At 54.2% G+C, this 25,412-nt stretch carries 20 protein-coding genes and 1 tRNA gene; 5 read left to right on the forward strand and 16 right to left on the reverse strand.

Annotated features, from left to right (window positions below; all coding sequences use genetic code 11):
• Nucleotides 1–81 precede the first annotated feature (81 nt).
• From ACR64Q_RS11845 to rpoH, 3 genes are all read right to left on the reverse strand, one after another.
• Nucleotides 82–1,881, reverse strand: a complete 1,800-nt coding sequence (locus ACR64Q_RS11845) for an ABC transporter transmembrane domain-containing protein (protein ID WP_313734911.1) — start codon at nucleotides 1,879–1,881, stop codon at nucleotides 82–84.
• 120 nt (nucleotides 1,882–2,001) lie between these two features.
• Nucleotides 2,002–2,086, reverse strand: a tRNA-Leu gene (locus tag ACR64Q_RS11850).
• Nucleotides 2,087–2,133: 47 nt separating this feature from the next.
• Nucleotides 2,134–2,988 carry an RNA polymerase sigma factor RpoH gene (gene rpoH, locus ACR64Q_RS11855; RefSeq protein ID WP_313734912.1) on the reverse strand — a complete coding sequence of 285 codons (855 nt, stop codon included), beginning with the start codon at nucleotides 2,986–2,988 and terminating at the stop codon, nucleotides 2,134–2,136.
• Nucleotides 2,989–3,230: 242 nt separating this feature from the next.
• Here rpoH and ACR64Q_RS11860 point away from each other — a divergent pair, with 242 nt between their 5' ends.
• The 3 genes from ACR64Q_RS11860 to ACR64Q_RS11870 all read left to right on the forward strand — a co-directional run bounded on the left by ACR64Q_RS11860 (nucleotide 3,231) and on the right by ACR64Q_RS11870 (nucleotide 6,653).
• On the forward strand, nucleotides 3,231–4,892 hold the full coding sequence (locus ACR64Q_RS11860; protein ID WP_313734914.1) for a glutamine--tRNA ligase/YqeY domain fusion protein: 1,662 nt from the start codon (nucleotides 3,231–3,233) through the stop codon (nucleotides 4,890–4,892).
• A gap of 14 nt (nucleotides 4,893–4,906) precedes the next feature.
• Nucleotides 4,907–5,791 carry a fructosamine kinase family protein gene (locus tag ACR64Q_RS11865; RefSeq protein WP_313734916.1) on the forward strand — a complete coding sequence of 295 codons (885 nt, stop codon included), beginning with the start codon at nucleotides 4,907–4,909 and terminating at the stop codon, nucleotides 5,789–5,791.
• A 217-nt stretch (nucleotides 5,792–6,008) separates the two neighbouring features.
• Nucleotides 6,009–6,653 (forward strand): response regulator transcription factor, encoded by a 645-nt coding sequence (locus tag ACR64Q_RS11870; protein WP_313734918.1) that lies wholly within the window; start codon nucleotides 6,009–6,011, stop codon nucleotides 6,651–6,653.
• A 17-nt stretch (nucleotides 6,654–6,670) separates the two neighbouring features.
• Here the strand turns inward: ACR64Q_RS11870 and ACR64Q_RS11875 are convergent, their stop codons facing one another.
• The 13 genes from ACR64Q_RS11875 to ilvA form a co-directional block, all read right to left on the reverse strand.
• On the reverse strand, nucleotides 6,671–7,120 hold the full coding sequence (locus tag ACR64Q_RS11875; protein ID WP_313734919.1) for a hypothetical protein: 450 nt from the start codon (nucleotides 7,118–7,120) through the stop codon (nucleotides 6,671–6,673).
• A complete protein-coding gene (locus ACR64Q_RS11880; RefSeq protein WP_313734920.1) occupies nucleotides 7,121–8,344 on the reverse strand; it encodes a type II secretion system F family protein in 1,224 nt (407 codons plus the stop codon).
• 1 nt (nucleotide 8,345) lies between these two features.
• Nucleotides 8,346–9,998 (reverse strand): GspE/PulE family protein, encoded by a 1,653-nt coding sequence (locus ACR64Q_RS11885; protein WP_483823329.1) that lies wholly within the window; start codon nucleotides 9,996–9,998, stop codon nucleotides 8,346–8,348.
• Nucleotides 9,999–10,002: 4 nt separating this feature from the next.
• Complete coding sequence (locus ACR64Q_RS11890; RefSeq protein WP_313734922.1) at nucleotides 10,003–10,728, reverse strand: hypothetical protein; 726 nt, start codon at nucleotides 10,726–10,728, stop codon at nucleotides 10,003–10,005.
• On the reverse strand, nucleotides 10,706–12,529 hold the full coding sequence (locus ACR64Q_RS11895) for a hypothetical protein (protein ID WP_313734924.1): 1,824 nt from the start codon (nucleotides 12,527–12,529) through the stop codon (nucleotides 10,706–10,708). Before ACR64Q_RS11895 ends, ACR64Q_RS11890 begins: the two co-directional genes overlap by 23 nt.
• A 288-nt stretch (nucleotides 12,530–12,817) precedes the next feature.
• Nucleotides 12,818–13,936, reverse strand: a complete 1,119-nt coding sequence (locus ACR64Q_RS11900) for a type II secretion system protein (RefSeq protein WP_313734926.1) — start codon at nucleotides 13,934–13,936, stop codon at nucleotides 12,818–12,820.
• Nucleotides 13,933–14,559, reverse strand: coding sequence for a type II secretion system protein (locus ACR64Q_RS11905; RefSeq protein ID WP_313734927.1), 627 nt, complete (start codon nucleotides 14,557–14,559; stop codon nucleotides 13,933–13,935). Before ACR64Q_RS11905 ends, ACR64Q_RS11900 begins: the two co-directional genes overlap by 4 nt.
• A 185-nt stretch (nucleotides 14,560–14,744) precedes the next feature.
• Entirely contained in the window at nucleotides 14,745–16,487 is a 1,743-nt protein-coding gene (locus ACR64Q_RS11910; protein ID WP_313734929.1) for a PglL family O-oligosaccharyltransferase, read from the reverse strand.
• A gap of 238 nt (nucleotides 16,488–16,725) precedes the next feature.
• Complete coding sequence (locus ACR64Q_RS11915; RefSeq protein WP_313734930.1) at nucleotides 16,726–17,652, reverse strand: type II secretion system protein; 927 nt, start codon at nucleotides 17,650–17,652, stop codon at nucleotides 16,726–16,728.
• 291 nt (nucleotides 17,653–17,943) lie between these two features.
• Complete coding sequence (locus ACR64Q_RS11920) at nucleotides 17,944–18,147, reverse strand: hypothetical protein (protein WP_313734932.1); 204 nt, start codon at nucleotides 18,145–18,147, stop codon at nucleotides 17,944–17,946.
• Nucleotides 18,148–18,181: 34 nt separating this feature from the next.
• A complete protein-coding gene (locus tag ACR64Q_RS11925) occupies nucleotides 18,182–18,661 on the reverse strand; it encodes a tetratricopeptide repeat protein (protein ID WP_313734934.1) in 480 nt (159 codons plus the stop codon).
• Entirely contained in the window at nucleotides 18,658–20,523 is a 1,866-nt protein-coding gene (locus ACR64Q_RS11930; protein ID WP_313734935.1) for a hypothetical protein, read from the reverse strand. Before ACR64Q_RS11930 ends, ACR64Q_RS11925 begins: the two co-directional genes overlap by 4 nt.
• A 603-nt stretch (nucleotides 20,524–21,126) precedes the next feature.
• Entirely contained in the window at nucleotides 21,127–22,680 is a 1,554-nt protein-coding gene (gene ilvA / locus ACR64Q_RS11935; RefSeq protein ID WP_313734937.1) for a threonine ammonia-lyase, biosynthetic, read from the reverse strand.
• A gap of 153 nt (nucleotides 22,681–22,833) precedes the next feature.
• On the opposite strand from ilvA, the gene rpiA reads away from it, so the two are divergent.
• On the forward strand, nucleotides 22,834–23,511 hold the full coding sequence (gene rpiA, locus ACR64Q_RS11940; protein ID WP_020481506.1) for a ribose-5-phosphate isomerase RpiA: 678 nt from the start codon (nucleotides 22,834–22,836) through the stop codon (nucleotides 23,509–23,511).
• Nucleotides 23,512–23,708: 197 nt separating this feature from the next.
• Nucleotides 23,709–25,382: a formate--tetrahydrofolate ligase gene (locus ACR64Q_RS11945; RefSeq protein WP_313734940.1), complete on the forward strand. Its 1,674-nt coding sequence runs from the start codon at nucleotides 23,709–23,711 to the stop codon at nucleotides 25,380–25,382.
• Nucleotides 25,383–25,412: the final 30 nt, after the last annotated feature.

Raw genomic sequence — 25,412 nt, forward strand, 5'->3', positions numbered from 1 at the left:
AAAAACCAAGTTTGTGGCAATACGCCGCGCTGCCGATAAACCAGCGACTCGGTTCGCGATAGACGGCGGAGCTATCCGAACTTATTGCACGTCAAACTGTAGGTTTGCCAATCTGGCATACAGTCCGCTTTGTTTTCGTAAATCGTCTGGCGAACCGGTTTCGACGATGCGCCCCTGATCCAACACCACGATGCGGCTGACTTTATTCACGGTTGCTAAGCGGTGCGCGATAATCAAGGTGGTGCGTCCTCGCATCGCCGCATTCAAACCCTGTTGCACCAATACTTCTGACTCCGCATCCAGGGCGCTGGTAGCCTCGTCCAGTAACAACAGGGGGGCGTTTTTCAGAATAGCCCGGGCGATGGCGATACGCTGGCGTTGGCCACCGGACAGGCGCGTACCGCGCTCGCCGAGGAAGGTTTGGTAACCATCAGGCAAGCGGTCGATGAATTCCGCCACCTGCGCCAATTGCCCCGCCGCAATGACTTCCGCATCGCTGGCATCGGGTCGGCCGTAGCGGATATTCTCCAATGCGGAAGTTGAGAATATCACCGCGTCTTGCGGCACTATGGCAATTTTGCTACGTAGTTCCTGCAAGGACAGGTGGCGAATATCCTGACCGTTTAATCGGATAGTACCTTGCGTAACATCGTAAAATCGCAACAACAATTGGAACAGCGTGGTCTTACCGGCCCCGGACGGACCGATAAACGCAACGCCCTCTCCCGCCGCTATAGTTAGATCGATACTATCCAGTGCGGCGTTTTGCAAGCGCGACGGGTAACTGAAGCTGACTTGCTGAAATTCAATCGCCGCTTTGTCGCCATTTGCCAAAGGCTGGGGTGTGGCAGTATCGACTATCGCCGGTTCGGCATGCAGCAGTTCCAGCAAGCGCCCGGTTGCGCCAGTCGCTCGCATCACATCGCCCCAAACTTCGGCTATAGTACTGACCCCACTGGACACCAGCGTGGCGTAAAGTACAAAAGAAGCCAGTTGCCCACCGGTCATAGTGCCGGCGTTGACCTGGTTGGCGCCGATCCACAACACGAAAATAATGGAACCCATTACGGCCGTGATGACAATAACCGTCAATGCGGAACGAAACCTGCTACGGCGAACGGCGGTGAGGAAACTGATTTCGGCGCGCTCTTTGAAGCGGTTCGCTTCGCGACGTTCCTGAGTATAAGCTTGGACGGTAGGTACAGCATTGAGGATCTCGCCGGCCAACGCCGAGGCATCGGCAATCTTATCCTGCGATTCCCGCGACAGCTTTTTTACTTTCCGGCCCATAGCCAAAATCGGTAAGGTCAGCAAGATCATCAACCCCAATATCAGCGAAAACAGATGCAAGCTGGTCACCGCCAGCATGATCATGCCGCCGACAAACTGGAATAAACTGCGCAGACCCATGGATATCGAACTGCCTACCACGGTCTGGATCAGCGTGGTATCGCCGGTCAGTCGTGATAGTACTTCCCCGGTTTGCAAGGTCTCGAAGAACTGCGGCGACTGCGCCAAGACCCGCTGATACACGGCACTGCGCAAATCCGCTGTCACCCGTTCGCCAACCCAACTCACTGTGTAATAACGCGCCGCAATCGTCACCGCCCACAGACAGGCTAAGCCAAATAGAGCAAGAAAGTGGCCATCCATGCTCAGCGAACCCAGCAAACCGCCTTGCTCAGTCTGTCGCTGCCCAAAACCAAAATCGATCAGGTCGCGGAATGCCAAAGGCACTAACAAAATTGTTGCCGAGCCGAGGCACAAAAGGCAAAAAGCCAGAAACATACGGCCTCGATAGGGACGAATAAACGGCCAAAGCGCCTTCAAGGTCGATATTTTGCGGGTGGGATCGATGTGTTTAGACTTGGGAGCTGGCATGCCAGTACCTCTTGGATGGAGGGGGTTTTGACGAAATATAAGACGCCAAAAATAAAAAACCCGCTAAGCCTTGCGGCTTAGCGGGTTTTTAAAATTTCTTTGACTACCATAAAAGGTAGATGGTACCGAGGGTCGGAATCGAACCGACACTCCTTTCGGAACCGGATTTTGAATCCGGCGCGTCTACCAGTTTCACCACCCCGGCAAAGAAAGCAGCATTATACTCAGTTTTTCAGAAATGCCAAACATTTTTTACGCCGCCAAGCTCACCGCTGCTTTCAGCTTTTTCATGGCATTTTGTTCCAATTGCCTGATGCGCTCGGCCGAGACTTGATAACGATCCGCCAATTCGTGCAAAGTGGCTTTGTCTTCCACCAGCCAGCGGCTAGCCAGAATGTCGCGACTTCTGTCGTCCAAACTATCCATCGCATCCATCAGCAATTCTTCTTTGCGGTCTTCCCAGTCACTATTTTCCAGCAATAAAGCCGGATCGGCACCATGCTGTTCCAGATAGGCGATAGGTGCTTGCGCGTGGTCTTCGCTGTCGTCGCCACTCGGCTCAAGCCCAATATCGCGCCCGTCCAATCGCCGCTCCATTTCGTAAACAGTTTTGACGTCTACATCCAGATTTTCCGCAATCGCTTCCGCGTCGTCTTGCGAGAGATAGCTCAAGTCCTTTTTGAATTTACGTAGATTAAAAAACAGTTTGCGCTGTGCTTTGGTCGTCGCAACTTTAACGATGCGCCAGTTTTTGATCACATATTCGTGGATTTCCGCTTTAATCCAATGCACGGCGAACGACACCAGGCGCACGCCCATATCGGGGTCGAAACGTTTTACCGCTTTCATCAAGCCGATGTTGCCTTCCTGCACAATGTCCGCCAATGGCAAGCCATAACCAGCATATCCTCTGGCCACATGCGCCACAAAACGCAGATTAGACATCACCAGCTCGCGCGCGGCGTTCAGATCGCCTTCATCCCGGTAACGCAACGCCAGGTCTTGCTCCTGCTCAACGCTGAGTTTGGGCATTTGAGATATCAGGCTTAAATAAGAATCAAACGTCCCAACCGATAAATTGATCGGTAAAGCCAAGCTATTGTTCATATCACCCTCGTTTCCGGTGGAATAAATTAACGATGACCAAATTCTAGCACTCGATCAACAAGAGTGCTAATAATTTAGTAAAAATCTTTTAATACAATTGTTTACGATGAATTCTGCGTCAATTTTGATGCAAAATCGGCTGATGATGCCGCCTTTACGAATTCCGGCCAAACTCGTTAAAATGGCGACTGACCCGATATTCGCCGCCCACCTCATAAATAACCACAGCCATTTACTCGAACATGTCAGCTTCCGATAGCCCAGTTTCATCCAACTTTATCAGACACATCATTGCCGCCGATCTGGCCGCCAACAAAAACAACGGCAAAGTCGCCACCCGCTTTCCTCCCGAGCCCAATGGTTACCTGCACATCGGCCACGCCAAATCGATTTGCCTGAATTTCACGCTGGCAGCCGAAAACAACGGCACTTGCAATTTGCGCTTCGACGACACTAACCCGGAAAAAGAAAGCGTCGAATACATGGAAGCCATCGAACGCGATGTGCAATGGTTAGGGTTTAAGTGGGCCGGCAAGTATCACGCCTCGGATTACTTCGAACAGCTTTACGAATATGCGGTGCAGTTGATTAAACAAGGCGACGCTTATGTCGACAGCTCCACGCCGGAGCAAATGCGCGCCGACCGCGGCACCTTGACCGAACCCGGCAAGGAAAGCCCGGACCGCAGCCGTTCCATCGACGAAAACCTGGATTTGTTTACCCGCATGCGTGCAGGCGAATTCGCCGACGGCCAGTATGTGTTGCGCGCCAAGATCGATATGGCCTCGCCTAACATTAATATGCGCGACCCGACCATCTACCGTATCCGCCGCGTCCATCATCAACGTACCGGCGATGCCTGGTGTTTGTATCCGATGTACGACTACACCCATTGCATTTCCGACGCGCTGGAAGGCATCACTCACTCGATCTGCACCTTGGAGTTTGAAGATCATCGCCCGTTGTACGACTGGGTGCTCGACAAATTGCAAACCCCTTGCCATCCGCAACAAATTGAATTCGCGCGCCTGCAATTGGAATACACCATCGTCAGCAAGCGCAAACTGTTGCAATTGGTCACGGAAAAACACGTCAACGGTTGGGACGATCCGCGCATGCCGACCATTTCCGGCCTGCGTAGGGCCGGTTTTACCCCGGAAGCAATTCGGGATTTCTGCGAACGGATCGGCGTCACCAAAAACGATTCCTGGATCGAAATGGGTGTGTTGGAAAACTGCATCCGCGAAGACTTGAACGAACGCGCGCCCAGAGCGATGGCAGTATTAAGACCGTTAAAAGTGGTGATCACCAACTGGGAAGACGGTAAAACCGAAACTTATCAAATAGCCAACCACCCGCAAAAACCGGAAATGGGCAGCCGAGAAGTCAGCTTCTCCAAAACCATCCTGATCGAGCAAGACGATTTCATGGAAATTCCGCCAAAAGACTTCAAACGTTTGGTGCCGGGCGGCGAGGTGCGCTTGCGCGGCTCCTATGTCATTAAATGCGACGAAGTCATTAAAGACTCTGCGGGCAGTGTCATAGAACTGCATTGCAGCTACGACCCGGCCACCTTGGGCAAAAACCCTGAAGGACGCAAAGTGAAAGGCGTGATTCATTGGGTATCCGAGCAACACGCCATCCCCGCCGAACTGCGGTTATACGACCGCTTGTTCAGCCACCCCAACCCGGACACCTTGGATAACTTCCTAGACGGCATCAATCCCAATTCGCTAGAAGTATTGAGCGATTGCCGGGTGGAAGCCAGCTTAGTCAGTGCCACGCCAGATACTCGCTATCAGTTTGAGCGCACCGGCTATTTTTGCCTGGACTACGCCGACAGCACGCCGGAGAAACTGGTGTTTAACCGCACCGTGACCTTGCGCGATAGTTGGGCAAAGTAGCCGCTAAATCGACCATGGCCGCGCTGCAACCATTAGTTAGCCATCTTGAAACCCAAACCGGCCAATCTTTACATAACCACCGCCTGAGCAGCGTCGGTGGTGGCGACATTAATAGCGCCTACCGGCTGCAAGCCGCCAACATCGACTGGTTTATCAAATTAAACCGCGCGGAATTGGCGGCTATGTTTGTTGCCGAAGCGGCGGGTTTACGCGAGTTGGCAGGCATAGGCGCGGTGCGCGTACCAAAAGTGATTTGCTTTGGTGAGTTTCAACAACACGCTTATCTGGTATTGGAATTTATCGAATTGGGCTCATTACAGAACCGCAGCGCCAGCCTATTCGGCCAACAACTCGCCTTACTGCACAAAAGCCCGCAAGCCTATTTCGGCTGGCCCATCGATAACACCATCGGCTCCACGCCACAACACAACACCAGACACGAAGATTGGGTAAGTTTTTGGCAGCAGCAACGCCTGGGCAAGCAATTGCAGTTTGCCGCCGCCAATGGTTATCGCGGCTCACTGCAAACTCAAGGGGAAAAACTGCTGGAAAGAATTGGCGATTTTTTCAGCGACTACCGCCCGCACCCATCCTTACTACACGGCGATTTATGGGGCGGCAACGCTGCCGCAGATAAGCAAGGGCAACCGACAATCTTCGACCCGGCCTGTTATTACGGCGACCGCGAAGCGGATCTGGCCATGACGGAATTATTCGGCGGTTTCAGCCGCGATTTTTATGCGGCGTATCAAGCCGAATGTCCGCTGGACAGTGGCTACAAAACCCGCAAAACCCTTTACAACCTTTACCACATTCTCAACCATCTAAACCTGTTTGGCAGCGGCTACTTAAACCAGGCCAACAGCATGATCGGCCAGCTATTGGCAGAATTGAATTAATCATGTCTAGCGCCGAATCACCTAAATGAAGCGATAGTTTTGACAAAGTAAGTTGCAACTCCCCTCCGCTATTTTCCCGGCTCATAAAAAGAATTTTTCCCGCGTCACTCCAGGAATTTACTCCCGGATAATAGCCGTCAACTTTAAGGCCGAAACATCAAGGCAGTTCTACAGCCCCGTTTCGAAATTTATGACGCCAATTCATTGCAGCGCTTCCATGAGCAACACCATAAAAATATTATTAGTCGACGACCATGCGGTGGTACGCGCAGGTTTTCGCATGCTATTGTCGATTAGCGGCAATGTCGAAGTCGTCGCCGAGGCCGAACGCGGCGAACAGGCCATTCAGCGTTACCACGAATCTCAGCCGGATCTGGTGGTGATGGATTTATCCATGCCGGGGATCGGTGGTCTGGAAGCGATTCGGCGGATAGTCGCGCGTGATGCCAATGCGCGGATTTTGGTGTACAGCATTTATCACGAACAGGTTTACGTGCGGCGCGCGTTGGAGGCCGGTGCGCAAGGGTACATCACCAAAAACATGGCTCCAAATTTGTTGATGACAGCGATAGAAAGCATAATGCATGGCAAAAGCTATGCGGAACCCGGACTGCTCACATCCGCGGAGGCACCCTGCGGCAATGTAGAGCATCAAGCGATAGTCGACGGCTTCTCCCCGCGCGAATTCGATATATTCAGGTTACTAGCCCAAGGCCTGACCGTCGCCAAGATTTCCGATCACCTATGTTTGGGCAATAAAACCATCGCCAACTACGCGACGCAAATCAAGAAAAAACTGCACGTGCAGACCACCACCGAATTGGCGCATATCGCCGTCAACCTAAACATACTCAATAACTAAACCGCATCTAAAGCAGATCAGCGCAACACCCTGATCGAACCTAGCGTACCGGTTTCAACTGTCACGCTGAGGCGGGTAATTTTACTGACGCGGATTGCGTTCTTGGGTTGCGAGGGGTCGAAATTGAATTCATCACCCTCGCGAACCATGAAAGTACCCACGCCGCTGACTTCCAACAGGGCAATAAACGCCTTGCCGGACGGATTCAACAGGCCGCGTAGTTTGAGGTTAGGCACCTTCATGGTTTCTTGATTCGGCAAAAACCCATAAGCGCCAGCCGTTGCGCCGCCCTGCGCACCAGCCGTTTCGTACATCAGCTCGCTGGGCGTGAAAGGATCGCGCAACTGCTTCGGCGCCGAGGGAGTCGACGGCAGCGGCGTGGCCGGTGTTTCCAGGGCATGTGCGGCCAATGCCGTCATTGACAAAACAAGGCCGACAGTCGGCTTGATTAAATTCGACAAACTCATTTACTGCCCCGATACCAAAGAGAATAAGGCTTGAAAAAATGCATAATAGACAAAGCCGACCATCGAGCCTATGACCAAAATCATCACCGGCTCGATCAAGGCCGACAGGCGCTTGATCGCAATTTCCAACAGCTTTTCGTAATAAATTCCCAGTTCCTGTAACACCTCATCCAGCGCCCCGGTACCTTCGCCCACGGCGACCATCTGCACCACCAGCGGTGGGATGCGCGGATGATCGATACTGCGCGCAATGTCTCGGCCCTCTAAAATTTGGTTGGACGCGGCCAGCAACTGATCGACATAAACCCGGTTGCCTAGCAGATTAGCGGTGATTTTCAATGCTTCGAACACGGTGACACCGCTGCGCAGCAGAATCGACAAAGCCCAGTTCATCTGCGCCATCGAACCGGTCACCAGCAGCGAGCCGATCACCGGCAACCGCAGCAACAGCCGGTCTAGCCACAAGCGGCCGTTACGGGTTTGATAAATCACTATCACCAGCAGCAGCAAAGCCGCCGCGCCACCGGCCAGCCACAGGCCATGCTGACGCACGGAGTCGGACACATCCACCAGCAACTGGGTGGATGGTGGCAAGGCCTTCCCTTTGCCCATCAAGAATTTACTAAATTTGGGGATGATTTTTACCACCATGAAAATGCCGACGCCGATTGCCGCCAGCAGCACAATCGCCGGATAGATCATCGCGTTGATGGTCTGCGCCCGCAGCGCGGCTTTTTTATCCAGGTGTATCGCTAACCTTTCCATGATTTGGTCCAAATCGCCTGTAGTTTCTCCGGCAACCACCAAATTGATCGCCATTTCCGGAAACACCGCCTTGTGCTTACTCATTGCCGAGGACAGCGATTGGCCGACCCGAATGTCTTTCAGCATCAGTCGTAAAGTCAAATTCAAGCGCAGATTGGTCAATTGCGCTTGGGCCAGTTCCAGTGCCTGCGCAACCGGTAGGCCCGCACGCAGCATAAAACTCATTTGCCTGAAAAAGAAAATCAACGCCGTGTTCGTTACCGAACGTTGCGAGGCCAACCAGTCTGAAAAATTGGCCTGGCCGAAAAAACCGCTGCTGCCGCGCCCCTGCCGCAACGCCAACACTCGCAAGCCGCGTTGGCGCAATTGCGATGCAGCATTACCCATATCTTCGGCTTGCAGCCTGCCGCCAATCTCGTTGCCGCGCTCGTCCAGGGCGGTGTAAACAAATTCCCCCATCTCAGTTTACTCCGCGCATGCCGCGGGTTTTGTGGACCGCCACATCGCGTAACTCGTCCAGCGTGGTCATACCCTGCAGCACTTTCCGGCAACCGTCCTCCCACATAAAACTCAAACGCTCGCCGGCACTGGCTTCCAAGGTTTCCTCGTCGCTGCCACGCGCCACCAAACGCGCCAGGGTTTCATCCAGCCACAGCGTTTCGAACAAACCCAGCCGGCCGCGAAAGCCGCTGCCCTGACAGATCACACAACCAACCGGTTCGTAAATTTGCACAGCATCGTCATCTCTACCCAGTTCCGCCTGCTCCGCCGGCGTAGCCAAGCGCGGTTTGCGGCAATGCCCGCATAAACGGCGCACCAAGCGCTGCGCAATGACCGCCGCCACCGTGGAACCGATCAGGAAGGGTTCGCAACCGATGTCGATCAAACGGGTGACGGCGCTCACTGCGTTGTTGGTATGTAGCGTCGAAAACACCAAATGTCCAGTCATCGCCGCTTTTACCGCCACATCGGCAGTCTCCGGGTCGCGGATCTCGCCCACCATCAGCACATCCGGATCGTGCCGCAAAAATGAACGCAAGGCGTCGGCAAAGCTGACTTTCGGCCCGGTCTGCAATTGGGAAACGCCGTTCATCACATACTCGATCGGGTTTTCCACGGTCATGATATTGATGTCGGGGCGATTAATTTCCTGCAGCGCGGCGAATAAGGTGGTCGATTTGCCGCTCCCGGTTGGGCCGGTCAACAGCACCATGCCGTAGGGACGGTGAATCACCTTACGAAAGTGCTGCAAGTCTTCATCCATCATGCCCAGATCGGCCAGCGTCAAGCCAAAAGCCTCTTGGCCGAGCAGCCGTAGGGTAATCCGTTCGCCCAGCCGGGTCGGTGCAGTCGCCACCCGAATGTTAAAACCCTTGTCGATGGGCCGGGGCAATTGATAGGAAAAACCGCCGTCCTGCGGCATACGCTGTTCGGCGATATCCAAGCCAGCCAGCACTTTGACCCGCGACACCAAAGCAGCAGCCGCACCGGCGTTGGCAACCAAGGGAAAATCGCGCAATTTGCCATCCACCCGCAAGCGGACCCGCAGACCCAGCGCATCCGGCAGCAAGTGAATATCCGAGGCCCGGTAAAAATAGGCTTCGCGGATAATGCCATCCAGCATGGCCACCAAATCGGTATCGGTCTCCGCCGTCACCGCGCCGCTTTGTTCCGGCGCCGACTTTCCGGCCAATGCCTGCTTAACCTTTAATTGCAATAAAGCCAGATCGGCCATTGCCAGCGGCAATACCTGACCCAACAAGCGCTGCACTGAATCGATGCCGGCCCGATCGCCCGGATCGCCGCAGATCAGTAAGACCTGCTCGTCATCACTAACCGGCAACAGCAACTTACGCTGCACCAGACTGGGCGGAATTTTTTTTAACAAGGTGTTTTCCACCTGTAAAGTATCCAGATCGACATACGGCATGCCGTATTGCTCGGCCACCGCCCGGTGCAATGCCGATAAGGGAAAGCGATAATGGGCCTGAACCATGGTCAGCAGACTTAAGCGTTGCCGACGGGCTTCCAGGCGCAGGCGTTCCAGTTGCGCGGCCTCAACCAAGCCGCAGCGTACACCGGCTTCCAATAGATGTTCGTCATTGATAGCCATACGCTTACAGCGCCAAGATCACTTCGGCCAGCAGGGATTGCGGATAACCCGGCATCGCCAACACCGGCATGCGCTCGACACTGATACGCAGCACCGCCACTTGAAACGGCAGCCGGTCCAAATCGTGAATGAAGCGGTTCAAGGCCAGGTAGGAGCCCTCCACCTCCAGGCGCCGCAGCGGCCTTTCCAACAACGAACCCGGCGACATGCGCGCAACCCAACCGGCACTCAACGGCGGAATCACGGCAGTCGCGGACACGGCAGGAGCCGCCGGCGTCACGGTCGCCGGTTTGTTTTTCCGGTTTTTCTTACCGACTGCCGGGGCCGCAGGAACCGCTGCGGCATTGCTGTTTACCGCAGCCTTGAAAACCTCATTGGCGCGCACATGAATCTGCGCATCGCGCGCCACTTTGGAAATATTCACGACCAGGAACTGCGAGTCGTCCGGAGCCAGGTGTTTTTCCACACTATCCGACTGATCCTTGATGGCTGCCAGCACACGCTCTTGTTCGGCTAATTGGCTCTTCAAACGCTCGACATCCTCATCCGGTTCCTCCGGAATCTCCGCAGTATGCACGCGTTTATCGGTGGCTTCCGCCGTTTGCTGCAACTGGCCGATTTCCCTGTTGGCAGGCACCCAGCGTAGCCAGGCGTATCCACCGATGACGATCACGCCGATAGCCAGGGCCGACAACCATTGTTCGCGATTACTCAAAGGGGGTAGTTTCATGTGGGTTTGGATTGGATAAACGAATAATTTTGCCGTCCGGCTCGGCCAATTTGACCAGCCGCAAGGAAATACTGAAACCGTTACTGCTCAGCGGGCCTTTGCCGAACGTCACTTTGGGCTCACGAACATGCAGATCCCAGCGGGCGGCGGCATCACCCACCCGCTTGATAAAGGTCTGCGCAGCACTGTCGCTGAGCGCCCAGGCCTCCAGCACCAGGTTTTCCGCTTCGATGCGCTTATCATTTATAGGGTTGGGCGGCAGGGTCGAATTCGCTCCCGGACTCGCCGCCGGCTTTAATGCCGACTTGTCCGGCTCATCCAAGCGCTCGATGACCACCTCATTGTCAACCAGCGTTTGCAGCATACCCAACACGCCTTTCACCAAGTCCATGCGCTCCGGAATATCTTCGTCGTAAAAGCGGGCCAGGTTTTCCAGACGCGACTGCTCGGTACGCAAGCTCTTGATCTTGTCCTTGATCTGGCCGATTTCTGCGGTTCGGGCGGTGATGCGTTTAATCGCCTCGTCGATACTCTGCCAGCTGGCGTCTACCTGTTGCTTGTAACTGTCGACGCTGCTTCTGCGCGCCCACAAGGACAATTCGGCCACACCGACCAACACCAATAACACCAGTACCAGCGCCGCTGCTCGCACCTCCAAGCGATCGCGCAGCGCCGGCAACGGGCCGCCCAATCGCACACCGACGCAACGCTCGTCTTCGGCCAAGCCCAGTGCGTGATAAGCCGCCCCGGCCATGCCCGGCGAAACCTTATCCCCCACCACAGCATGGGTTAGCGGGTGCAACTCCAGTTCCAGCATGTGTTCCAGATTTTCCGCCAGCTGCGGTGCCGGCGGCCAGCTTGCCAACCAAACCGGCTCGCGCGGCGGCGCATGCAGGGCATGGTAGCTTTCCAGACAAATATCCAGAGGCGCTTTGTGCAGATTCAAATAATGCCGCAGCGCGGTAAAACCGCTACCGGCTATCCGCGTGCTAAAACCCAGACCGGGTTGGGTTTCCAGCAGCACCGCCTGGCTTTCCGTGCCGGGGAGCAAGGCCGCGCTGCAACCGGTTAAAGGATACATGGTCCGCAACTTCAGCCCCTGCCGCGCGAAAGCGTCCGACCAGCGCTGCAACAAACTTTGATGCACGCAACTAATCAGCCAATTGAAAGTGCCGGGTATATCTTCCACCGCGCTCTGCGCTGCCCAGCCCACTTCGATCGCCTCGTCAGCAGCTTTCAGCCATTCCTGCCCGGTCAAGCAAGCATTGAGCTGACTGCGCTTGATGTAGCCCAACTCCACCGCCAAATCGCCGAAACGCCGCAAAGAAAACTGCTCAGCCAACGCCAAGCCGCCGCCGGCCCTGGATTTGCCTTGCTGCAAATCCATCACTGCCCGGGCCTGTTCCTCGGTCATATAACCTTGGCCTACCAATAAATGACCTACCGACCAGCGGGTAACGTGCTGCAGCAACAGCGGCTCGGCTTCCCAGCGCGCCAGTTCCAACATCTGCAATAAAGGCCGGGGTTTGCGAGGATTGACCGGTAACTCCACCAGTGTGGAAAACACCGCCGGCGACAACAGAATCGCGGAACCGCCGCCCTGCCAACCCTGGTTTTTCAGCGCCGTCAGCACATCGCCCAGGCCTTCGGCCATATCCACCTGTTCGGTTTTAGCCTGATACAGCAGTTCCATGTCCTGATCGGAGCGGCGCAGCACGGCGGCGCGCAAGGAAAAGCCATCGGTCTCGCAGACCAATAACTGCGACGGGGTAGCGAAGGGGAGAAAACGATTAAATTTCATGGATACTTGGGTTAAAGGGATTTTTAAGCGGTTTCCGGAATGTGATTTTTCGGCTCCGCCGCTTCTCGTTCACACGGTCATCCGTCACTAACATTAAGTTAAGAGCGGTTGATTCCCTCTCCCCCTGGGAGAGGGTTAGGGTGAGGGGAATAAATAAGGGAAAAAGCGGTATTTTGACTCCCTCATCCCAACCTTCTCCCGGAGGGAGAAGGAGCTTTTTCCTTGGCTTAATGGCAGCGAAGAGCCACAGTGGGAAAGCATCGTGAGAACGATTCGGACAAAGTGGACTCATGGAATGATCCAATTCAGCGCCAAATTCAATGTCTGGCGAGGTAAGACGCTGAAACTGCGAATGTTGGTGATATCTGGCTTCGGGTTAGGATTGGGTGCGCCTTTATCGCAATCGCCGTCGAAAATCACAAAATCGTCTGGGTCTGCAGGCGGAGCTTCGTAACAAACAATCGAATATGCGCGGATGCCGATGGCAATAGTTGGAGTAGTATCGAGAATGAAATTGACTGATTTCCTACTGTTAGCTAAAACTGGCTCTGTAGGTGTTAAAGCAAGTAGTTCAGCAGTACCGTCGTCACCTTTAATGGCACTTGTCAGATCAGACAAGTAGACCAGGAGTTGAAGATTTAGGTTGCTAGCACCCACCGCAGGTATAGGATTGCCGCTTTGATTCTCAAACGTCACACTCACTGCCGCCGGCAATTGCACCTGCCAATCGGCGCTGACAATCAATTGCGGCGCGGTCACGTCATCGGTCGCAACCGTCAAATCCATGCCCTCACTGCTTAAACTGGTGGTCGTTCCCGTTACGCTGTAATCCCATCCTGAATTCAGCGCATCAGTGGCGGCATTCGCGCCTTCGTTACCGTAGCCATCTCTGAAACGCAGCCCGCCTCCGGATTCCGGAAGAACTTGTAAATACGGCCCACGCCAGCCGATGCCGACACCGGTATTCTGATCCAGATTCCACTCGCTAACAATAACGGTGTCGTCGCACGGCGATTCAAATGTTCGCGGATCGGTGGCAGGAAGCACCTCATCACCCACTCTTAACAACTCCGCCAAACATAATGGCAAGCGCCCCATATCTGCCACAAAACCGCTAAGCTCCGGCGCGCCGTTCACTGTGCGGGTCGGGTCGCCGACGATGGCTTTGCGGATCAATTCCATGCGGCGCTTGGTTTCGTCGTATTTGGCTTGATCTTCCACCCCTTCGGTCAGCATCAGCCCGGTGGAGGCCACCAGCGCCATCAAAAAAATCACCAGTAACATTTCCAGCAGGGTAAAGCCGCGCTCGGATCTTCGACGTGTCGAACCCGCAGAATGTAGGGTGGATAAACGGAGCGTGATAGCCGGCGCTTTGGCGTTTTTGGCGATTTCGATCAATACGTTCATCGCAACAAACACAGTAAGGTATCGTCGCCACTGCCGGCGATCTGGCAGGAACTGGGGGTTGGGTTGTTGTCGGTTTTATCCGGGCCGATGCTGAGCAGACGGGATTTCACCGGATCATCCAAATCCAGCAGCAGATAAGTGGCTTGATAAGCATCGGTAATCACCCACAAATTATCGACACCCGCATAACTCATCAGACCGCTTTTGCGTTGCAAATACGGGCCGTTCCAACCGCGACGGGTGTCCGGATTCCAGCCGTTGCCCAGAGGATCGGCAAACAGCATCCAGAAATTGGCCGGCGATTCGCACCAAGCAAGTTTTTCAGTGTCGGTAGTGCCCGCTTCGGCAGGTAGATTGACTAAATCCGGGTTGATTTTGCCGGGGTTTGCCGGGTCCTCGCAGACGTAAACACCCTGCCCTGGAAAATCGTTGCTGCCGCTATCGCGCCGAAACCGCAACAAAGCGCTGCGGATTTCCGCCATTTCAAAGCGCGTGGCATCCTGGCGGCCTTGATCCTGCACGCCTTCATAAGCCATCAACGCCGTGCCGGCCAGCACCGCCATCAGCGCAATGACTACCAATAATTCCAGCAGCGTAAAGCCGGCTTGCGGCCGTATTTTCATGGACTTGGAACGCGCGGCAACGACGCTTGCCGCGACAGACCGCAACATCCTGGAAAGAACAAACAATAAACACCTCATTTACTTGCTTGTGAAAATTAAAAACCTAGCCATACCTCGTTCCCATTGACGCCTTATTGGGTATGCTCCCGCGTCACCCCGGCAGGGAACCAAATCAAACGCCTCACTCAAAGTTGTTTGGCAGGCGCGCCGCTGCTAGTAACCACTTTTGCGCCCAGCGCAGAAGCCAGCATCGGCAACATGAAGTTGACCTTGCCGCTGTCCGAGCCTTTAAGGTGGAAAATGTCGACAATAAACTTCGACGCATCATTTGGATATGCTGCCAACGCGCGGCTCAGCGTGCTTTTGGATGCTTGCTGATCGCCGCTCAAGGCTTGCATCAGCGCCAGGCGATACACCAAATTGTTGGCGGGCACAAAACGCACGGCAACATCCGCCAACACGGTCAGTTGCGGCCGCATCGCCAGATCATCGGGTTGACCGGTAAATGTAAAAATCATCGGCACATAAGGCTCTAGCAACGGCGCTTGCGTCACCGCGTTCTGACAGACATCCACCAGATGATCGGAGCGTTGCTGAGAGGGTTGCGCCACCGTCGCTAATAAGGCCAGTTCCATTCGCAGATAGTGCATTTCATGCACAACCGCCACGGAGAGTGCAGCAGCAATGCAGGCGCCGGAAATGACAGTGCCGGTTTTGTTCCAGGCTATTGGCCGGCTCAACTCATCACCCAAGCCCAATACCATCGCGGCAACACCTAAAAACGGCGCATACCAGAGTGGATATTCCAACATACTGTGAATGCCCAAAATTGCCGCCAACAGCATTAGCCAAGTTTTAAACGCTTGATTCGGTGACCCCTCGCCAGCGGCGGAAACCGGACGAATCCAACGGCTGATAGCCAACAACAGCAGCAATACCGGTAACAGACCCAGTTCGGTCAACAAGTGCAAAATCAGGTTGTGTGCGTGTTCGATATAAGTGGGGAGTGCCGGAATATATTGACCGGCTTGAAAGTACGCAGTGTCGAACTGCCCAAAACCGTGGCCCAGCAAGGGCTGTTGCATAAACAATTGCCAGGCTACTTGCCAGATATGCCAGCGCGGCGATACCCCGCTGGTTTGTTGCAGCATCCGTTCCGCAGAGCTCAGTTGCGCATCGGGCAAAACACCTAGCGACCACAAGCCCTGCAAAGCCAGATAAGCTAACAGGCCGACGCCGATTGGTTTCAACCAGGTTGAACGGTAGCGCCAAGCAATGACAGATATGGCTAGCCCATACAATAAAACGCTGCGAGAAGGCGTCAGGCTCAAGCCTAGCATCAGGCTAAAACCGAATAGCGCAAAGGCCACCTTGGGCAATCGGCCAAGCGCATGCCAGTACAATAAAGACACACTGCCCAAGGCCAACAAATCGCCGTAATTATTGGCTTGGCCCACGCCACCCCAGTCGCCGATTTCCCCGGATAAACGCCCGAACAACTCCCGCCAGGCCACCAGCGCGGCAGCCGTTACCAACCCGCCGGCCAGCCAGCCGCCGACCCGTTCGGCGCCAAACTGTTGCCGCAAAAATGCCATCAATACCATCATCAGCGCGGCCCAGGCCAAATAAGCCATCCCCATATAGGCATGGGGGGCGACGACTTGCGGCAATAGCTTGGCTTGCAAGCCAAGGTAGGCGGCCAGGGTTAACGGTAACCACAGCGTGCGTGGAAGCTGCAATTGCGCGCTACGCCACAAGCCGGGCAATGCCACCGCACTAGCCAGCAATCCGCCGGCGACCGCCAGCCATTCCAGATGAAAGGTAATGACCGGTTGCAAATGCCAGGGCGCCAGCCAAGGCAAAAGCGGCAACAAGCCCAATAGCAATAGGCTGAGCGGTGGAAATTTGGAGAAGTGGAGCGATTTCATCGTATGTAGTCAATCTTTGGTTGTTATGCGCGTGGCGCTTATGTAAGTACCTCGTTCCCACGCTCCCGCGTGGGAACGCATTCAGGCTTCTACCTGCACAGGATGCCAGCTATCCCAAGCGCGACCGTTCGGGATTCCGAGACCCCCATACCTACTAGCTCTAAACTCTGTCGCAAAGCCCAGAGCTAATAGGGATTCCCACGGCAAACCGTGGGAATCAGGGTTTACCTAGCTAAAATTAGTTAGGGTTTTGATCAGCGATGTTCTCGTCGATCATACGGCCTTCGGTATCAACCACGGCAAGTAAACGCGGTTTGGTGAACAATTCACCTGCTACGATGTTATTGTCAACAGTACCGGCGTTTGCGCCATCTTGGCCGACATGGAACAAGGCAATGTAACGGGCGTAAGTAGTCGCCGGGTTAATGTTTTGGCTGACGAAAGTCGGCGCTGTGGAAATTGCGACTGACGAGTTGCTGGTGCTATGCGCCGCATCGTGACCAAAGCCCAAAGCGATCACCAGATTACATTGGTCACTTTCCAGCGAGTCGTTGATGACGTTTTGACGATTACCGTCGGCAGCCACCATTGCGTTACCGTCCAATTTAGCGCCCAGTGCAACTGTGTTGACTTGGCAAGCCGCAGTACCAAAGGTTGGCAGGATGGCGACGTTGGCGACGGCAGCCCAGTCGTTTTCTTGGGCGTCACCGTTGTTATTGGTGGCACCTTCATTGTGCTGCAAGTTAGGTTCTACGCCAGCGGTAGTTGTCGCAATGGTGCGTTCCTGTATTTCAGTAATACCGACTGCGGCCATCGCGGTATTCAATGCGGTACCAAACGCAGATGCTGAGGCTGGTACCGCCCAATTCGCAAAGCGAGCACTTGTCTGTGTGGACAAGAACGCAGGGCTGGCACCTGCGGTTGTAACCAAGTTATCCCATTGATCAGGGAAGCGTTGAGTCACCGCGCGGTAGTTACGAATCGCACCGTCAGCGGTAGAAGTGCTATTCGACGCGGCAGTCGCTTGGGCGCTGTCGCCAATACCGTCATACGCCACCAATGCCGCAGTCGCTAAGGTAGCGATCAGGGTGATAACGACCAACAGTTCCAGCAAGGTGAAACCCGCTTGTCTGTGTTGTAGTTTTTTCAGTTGTTTAGCTTTCATACTGTTTTTCTCAAATGTAAATGCCGCAACTGCCTCACGCAGCCTGTTGGTCATCTTATTTTTTTGGTTTTTTGATGTGACCCCATCACACTCGTTTAGTTATGCGCGTCCGTGCGCGGATTAGTCCTGAATTCTTTGTCTTCCTCGTCCTCACTGGGCAGAAAAAGATGGGGGATTATTTAGAAAATCTCCCCTGGCGCCCCTCTTTGCCAAAGAGGGGAATTAATAAGGCTAAAGCGGCCTTATTCCCACTCTCCCGCACTTCCACACGGGCCGTGCCAACCTCAAGCATCAGGCATGGCTCGATAAACCGCTGTCCACCACAAAGCGGTATTGTTTACCGCAATGCAAAATCACTTCTTTTTGCCGACGTTTGAGGATTTTTACCTCGACCCGAATTTCGCCAAAGCCGTCGTGCTCTAATACTTCATCGAGCAATTCCATCAGCTTGTTTTTGACGGGTTCGGCTTGCGTGTCGTGAAGGTTGTTCGTCATTTATTTGTCTCCTTGTTCAATTCAAGCGAGGTGTTCATTGCGCCGGCAAGGCCAGTTTGTAGCCGCTGTGGCGGGCCTGATTCAGCCAGTAGTCGGCTTTTTCCTGTTGTTCCAGATTGGGGCTGGTGGCGTGAACCCGGTACAGCATGTATTGCGCATGCGCATGGCCCTGGCGGGCGGCGGATTCGAACCAGCGGGCCGCCAGCGTCATGTCTTGCGGGCCGCCCAATCCCAGGTAATACAGTTCGCCCAACAGGGCCTGACTGTTGGCATCGCCCGAACCGGCGGCGCGATGGCACCAATCGAAGGCTTGGGCAAAATTGATCTTGCGCAATTTGTCGCCGTAGCGGTAGGCGTAGCAGTTTTCGGTAGCTATGTCGGCTGGCGTATCCAGGCCCATGTGATTGGGCTGGCAAGCGGAACAGAGTATTGCGGCCAGCGCCAGACTGGCCGCTCTGCTTACCGAGCCCTTGCGGGGGAATGCGCGGATTGCGTTAAAAATATTGCGGCTCATTGGTCCGACTCCCTCAGGCGCGGCGGCGCGCAAAACTCGCCGCACACCGGTTCGTCGGGATTTTCCGGTTTGGGCACCGGCTTGGCCTGCATGGCGGTATCCGGTGCGTATCGGTGGTATTTGTCGGTGGGATCATATTCTTCGTGGTGATCGTTGCCCTGGTTTAATACGTAGGGGGTAATCAACAACACCATTTCCGATTTGCTGTCGGCATCGACGGTCTGTCTGAACACGTTGCCAAGCACCGGGATGTCGGCTAGATAAGGTACTTTGCGACGGTTACGAGAAAAGCTGTCGCGAATCAAACCGCCCACCGCGACCGTGTAGCCATGTCGGGCAAAAATTTCGCCTTCCATGCGAGCGGTGGTAATGGTGTCCACCGGCAAATCCACCACTTCACCACTGGTGTTATTGGTTACAGGGATGGAAGCCGCGCCTTCGTTAAGGGTAGAGTTTTCTTGTCTAAGCTGAATGTGAATAGTGCCATCGGCGTTGATGTGCGGGGTGACTTCCAGGGTAGTGCCAATTTCTTCCAGCTCGGTCTCCGGAGTGGTGATGGTGCGGGTGGTGTTAAGGTTATCGATGTTATCGATGGAATAGCCGCGCACCATGATGCGTTCCTCGCCGACGAACAGGTTGGCCGGGCGATGGTTGGAGGCCACCAGCATGGGGTTGGAAACCACGTTGACGCGATTGTTCTTTTCCAGAAATTCGATATTGGCCTTGATTTTGTCGCTGAGAAATTCGTAAACAAAGCTGCCGCCGCCGGTCATAGCGGCCGCGCCGCCCATGATCAAGGGGTTGAGGCTGTCACCTTGAATCTTGGTATTTTTGATCTCGAAGTTGAACAGGGAACTAAAATCTTCGCCAACCTTGACATCGATGATCTTCATTTCCAGCATCACCTGGTTTTGCGGCTTGTCGAGTTGTTCGACCAGACTGGAAATGGATTTGAGAATTGCATTGTCGCTGGTCTTGACGATCAACTGGTTATGTTCGGCGTTGATAGTGACGAATATAATTTTATTGATGCCGGACACCTCGGACAGTTCGCCAGGATCGACGCGTTTGCCATCGGCACCAAGTTCTGCGAGTTGTTCGACGCTTAAATCCTTGGGTACTTCTTCGCGGAAGCCTTGTTGCAAGTTGCCATAGCGACCACCGGCAGCGCCTTGGCTTCCCACGCCGCCGGAAAAGCGGTTGTTACGTCCGCCATACATATTGCCGGCGCTGCTACCACCGAAACCGCCTTGAAAACCGCCGCCATATCCGCCACCAAAGCCACCGCCCATACCGCCACCGAAGCCGGTATTACCCATGCCCCGGTTATTGCCGAAACCGCCGCCACGGCTGTTACCGCCACGTCCGTTCATGCCGCCCATGCCGCTCAACATCATGGCGTTGCCGTAGGATACCCGCACCCGATTGCCGTAAAGACTTTCAATAGCCATGGCCACCGCAATGACATTGGGGTTGCGCAACTGAAACACCCGCACATTGTCGTCTTGGCCCATCACCAGGTCTTTACCGTACTCTTCCTTGGTCATCAGTCTGAAGGTGCCGGCATCGCCGTCATCACGCCGATACCAAAGATCGCTGATGCGGCAAATGGTGCGGATCGCGTCTTCCAGGGAGACCTTTTTTAGAAAAATCGTCACATTCTTTTTGCCTGCTTCCGGGGTAGCGACGATATTGACATTGGCATCCTCTGACAGAACCCGGATGATGTCGGAGACCTGGGAGTTTTTGAACTCCAGTTCCTGAATTTCGAAAGACTTAGCGGCAGCAAGCACGGTAAAGCCTGCCGACAGCAGCATGAGCATGCATAACACCTTGATGTGCCCTGGTTTGACGATTTTCAATTACACCCTCAGTAACTTGATAATTCATGTTTTGCACTTATCGAAAATCTTGCTGCGCCCGGACGCTTTAGTCCCAAGATGCTGGCCGTTTTCGTATCAGCAGGCTGTTTAAAATTTGAATATAAAGATGCTTCCGCCAAGTTGTAAAAACCGTCGATCAAGCGGTCCTTAGCCGAGCCCAAATCGCATGGATAAGTCGAAGCGTGCCCTCCATGGCTTTGGGCTACCCGCTCTTGTGCCCTGTGGGTATCCTGGCGGAAACGACGGTTTTTCGGGTCTGACAGAAGCATCTTTATATTCAAATCGCCATAGCACAAAATGGCGCGCATTGTATGTTGGAGATTTCCCAGTTGTCGTTAGGAGTAAATCCCGAATTGTTTGCCAATAATTCCGGGCGTTAAGGATTTTGACGGAATAATTTACCGAAGCGCTTAGGACATTAAGCACCTGGTTTGTTGGTTTAAGGATTTAGTGGGAAATAACGTCCGGCGATTCTGATTGCACCGAATTGCGAAGTTACTCTCCCCTCTTTGAACAAGAGGGGCTGGGGGAGATTTTTTAAAAAGATCCTAAGATTGGGAGGCTAAACCGGAGCGGAAAAGCTTAGCAACCGATGTCGGCAGATTCGCTGCCGCCAACGAACAGGCGGTAGGCTGGATTACCGGTCTCATCCCGATAGGCAAGTCCTAAAACCGACAAGCATTGTTCAAAACGCTGGCGTTGCTCGCCGTCGATCTGTAAACCTATCAAGACCTTGCCAAAGGCTGCGCCATGATTGCGGTAATGAAACAGACTGATATTCCACTGACTGCCCAGCGATAGCAAAAACTTCAGCAATGCGCCGGGACGCTCAGGAAACTGGATGCTGTAGACGCTTTCTTTTAATTCGAACGGCGCATGACCGCCGACCATATAGCGGATGTGATCCTTGGCCAGTTCGTTGCCGGTCATATCGGTAACCGGAAAACCGTCTTCAACCAGTTGCTGGATCAGATGCTGCCGGTCGTTTTCCGCGCCGCTGCTGCTAATACCGACAAACACTTGAGCCATGCGCGCATCGAAATAGCGGTAATTGAATTCGGTGATGCTGCGCTTGCCGATGACTTTGCAAAATCTTAAAAAGCTGCCCGGCACTTCCGGTATTTCTACCGCCAGCAGAATTTCTCTATGCTCGCCTACCAAGGTGCGCTCGGCAACATAACGCAAGCGGTCGAAGTTAATATTGGCGCCGCTGTCGATGGCAATCAGGGTGTGTTGTTGTAGATGCTGTTGTTCGGCATATTTTTTCAAACCCGCCACCGCCAACGCGCCAGCCGGCTCGGCGACCGAGCGGGTGTCGTCAAAGATGTCCTTGATGGCCGCGCAAATCTCGTCGGTACTCACTGTGATTACCTCATCGACATACTGCCGGGCGATGCGAAAAGGTTCCTCGCCAATCTGCTTCACCGCCACGCCGTCGGCAAACAAACCGACTTGTTCCAATATTACGCGCTGACCGGCCTTTAAGGCTTGATTCAAACAATCGGCGTCGTCCGGTTCGACAGCGATGACTTTAATATCCGGGCGCACGAATTTGACATAAGCGGCGATACCCGCGACCAAGCCACCACCACCGACCGGGACGAATATCGCGTGAATATCGCCGTTGTGCTGGCGCAGGATTTCCATGCCAACGGTGCCCTGCCCGGCTATCACTTCCGGGTCGTCGTAAGGATGGATGAAGGTCATGCCTTTTTCCGCAACCAGTTCCATGGCATGCCCGTAAGCGTCGTCATAGGAATCGCCGTGCAGCACGATTTTCGCACCGCGCGCCTTGACCGACTTGATCTTGATTTCCGGGGTAGTTTTCGGCATCACAATCAGGGCTTTGATCCCCAATTTCTTGGCTGCCAAGGCCACACCTTGGGCGTGATTGCCGGCCGACGCGGCGATAACGCCGTGCGCAGTTTGCTCGGGCGATAAAGAGGCTATTTTGTTGTAGGCACCGCGTAATTTGAAAGAAAACACCGGCTGCAAATCTTCACGCTTTAAATAGACCTTATTGTTGATTTTCTCCGACAGCGTAGCGGCAAAATCCAACGGGGTTTCCTCGGCAACGTCATAGACTTTTGCCCGTAATATTTTTTCTATATATGTCTGCATTTTTGTCCTCGGCAACTGCTGGCGCCTTTGCCGTCCATGCGTTGGTCCTCTGTGGCTGTGTCGGCGTAAAAACTGCTGAGAGATCAGCGTCAATCGGTTATTATCCCATACAATGACGGGTTAAACGCCGTGTCAGATTTATAAGAGCAATCCATCAGGACCATCACCATGACTCAAGACGAATTAAAAAAACAAGTCGCTCAGGCTGCCCTGCAATATTTGAAAAACGTGCCCATCATCGGCATGGGAACCGGCTCCACCGTCACCCATTTAATCAATCTGTTGGCCGACTGCGATTTCAAAAGAGACATCGAAGGCGCGGTATCCAGCTCGGCTAAAACCACCGAACACTTACAATCCATCGGCATTCGCGTCATCGACCTCAATCAATCCGGCGATTTGGATATTTACGTAGACGGCGCCGACGAAGTCACCCCGCATAAAAAAATGCTTAAAGGCGGCGGCGGCGCGCTGACCCGCGAGAAAATCATCGCCGGCGCCAGCAAAAAATTTGTCTGCATCGTCGACGAAAGCAAATGCGTGGACGTGATGGGCAAGTTCCCGTTACCGGTTGAAGTATTGCCCTTGTCGCGCAGCTTTGTGGCGCGCCAATTGGCAAAACTGGGCGGCCAACCCGAATTGCGCATGAACAAAGACACCGGCGTCAGCTATATCACGGACAACGCCTGCGAGATTCTGGATGTGCATAATTTGAGCATCCTGGATCCTGTCGAGTTAGAAAAAACCATCAACAATATCCCCGGCGTAATCACCAACGGTCTGTTCGCGATCCGTGCCGCGGATGTGGTGTTGGTGGGTAAAGGTAGCGAAGTGATTACTTACTAAACCGCTTATTGCGACAGGTTGTCCAGTGCGACGACCTTAATCGCCGAAAAGCCGGCAGCGCCCTGCCCGCCTAGCCTTGCCGGCTTTTCTCCATTAAATTTCTGGCTGCCCAAGCCGTTGAACTCTACAATATCCGCCCATCGCAGCCGCCGGCTGCTCTGCTTTTGCAACATTTCTCAGAGTATTTAGGAACTACCATGTCTGACATTGAAATTGCCCAACAGGCAAGCATGCGCCCGATTATCGATTTGGCCGGCGAAAAATTCGGCATTCCCGCCGAACATCTGGACCCTTACGGTCATTACAAAGCCAAAATCTCGCTGGAATATGTCAACAGCCTGACCGATAAAACCGACGGCAAACTGATTTTAGTCACCGCGATTAGCCCTACCCCGGCCGGCGAGGGCAAAACCACCACCACGGTAGGTTTAGGTGACGCGCTGAACCGCATCGGCAAGAAAACCATTATCTGCCTGCGCGAACCGTCGCTTGGCCCCTGCTTCGGTGTAAAAGGCGGCGCGGCCGGCGGCGGCTACGCGCAAGTGGTGCCGATGGAAGACATCAATCTGCATTTCACCGGCGACTTTCACGCCATCGGCGTGGCGCACAATTTATTGTCGGCATTGATCGACAACCATATCAATCACGGCAACAAACTGGACATCGACCCGCGCCGCATTCAATGGAAGCGCGTGATCGACATGAACGACCGGGCGTTGCGCAAAATCACCATCGGCCAGGGCGGACCCGCTAATGGCTATTTGCGCGAAGACGGCTTCGACATTGTGGTCGCCTCGGAAGTAATGGCGATTCTGTGCTTGGCCACCAGCCGTGCCGACTTAAAAGAACGTTTGGGTCGCATCGTCATAGGCTACAAATCCGATAAAGTCACGCCGGTTTACGCCAGCGATCTGAAAGCTCATGGCGCGATGGCGGCCATATTAAAAGATGCGATCAAACCTAACCTGGTGCAAACGCTGGAAAACAATCTGGCGATTATTCATGGTGGCCCGTTTGCCAACATCGCTCACGGCTGTAATACCGTCACCGCTACCAAAACGGCGTTGAAGCTGGCCGACTATGCGGTGACCGAAGCCGGTTTTGGCGCCGATTTGGGCGCGGAAAAATTTCTGGACATCAAATGCCGCATGTCCGGCTTAAAGCCCTCGGCTGTAGTATTGGTCGCGACGGTGCGGGCATTGAAATTCCACGGTGGCGTCGCCAAAGACGACTTGAACCAGGAAAACCTGGCAGCATTGGAAACAGGCTTTGCCAATCTGGAACGGCATTTAAGTAACATCACCCAGCATTACGGCCTGCCCTGCGTGGTTAGTATCAATCATTTCACTTTCGACACCGACGCCGAAATCGCCTTGTTGCAGCAAAAATGCGAAGCCTTGGGCGTGAAATGCGTGGTTGCCAAGCACTGGGCGCACGGTGGGGCTGGTGCGGAACAACTGGCTCAAGAGATACTGAACATCGTCGATCACCGCGAGCCTGGCTTTAATTTCGTTTACGACAGCGAACTGCCGCTGTGGAATAAAATCGAAGCCATCGCCACCAAACTTTACGGCGCGGCAAAAATCAGCGCCAGCCCGAAAATCGTTGCCGAGCTGAAGGCGCTGCAAGCCAACTACGGCCATTTCCCGGTCTGCATGGCCAAAACCCAAATGTCGTTTTCCACCAACCCCAACGCCAAGGGCGCGCCGTCCGACCATACCGTGGAAATCAATGAAGTACGCCTGGCCAACGGCGCAGGCTTCATTGTGGCCATTGCCGGCGACATGATGACCATGCCGGGCTTACCGAAAGTACCGGCGGCAGAGCGTATCGATATTAGCGACGACGGCGTCATCAGCGGTTTGTTCTAAATCTAAATATAGAAAGGCGAACGGAGTCGA

It is taken from the genome of Methylomonas sp. 2F7, assembly GCF_057126975.1.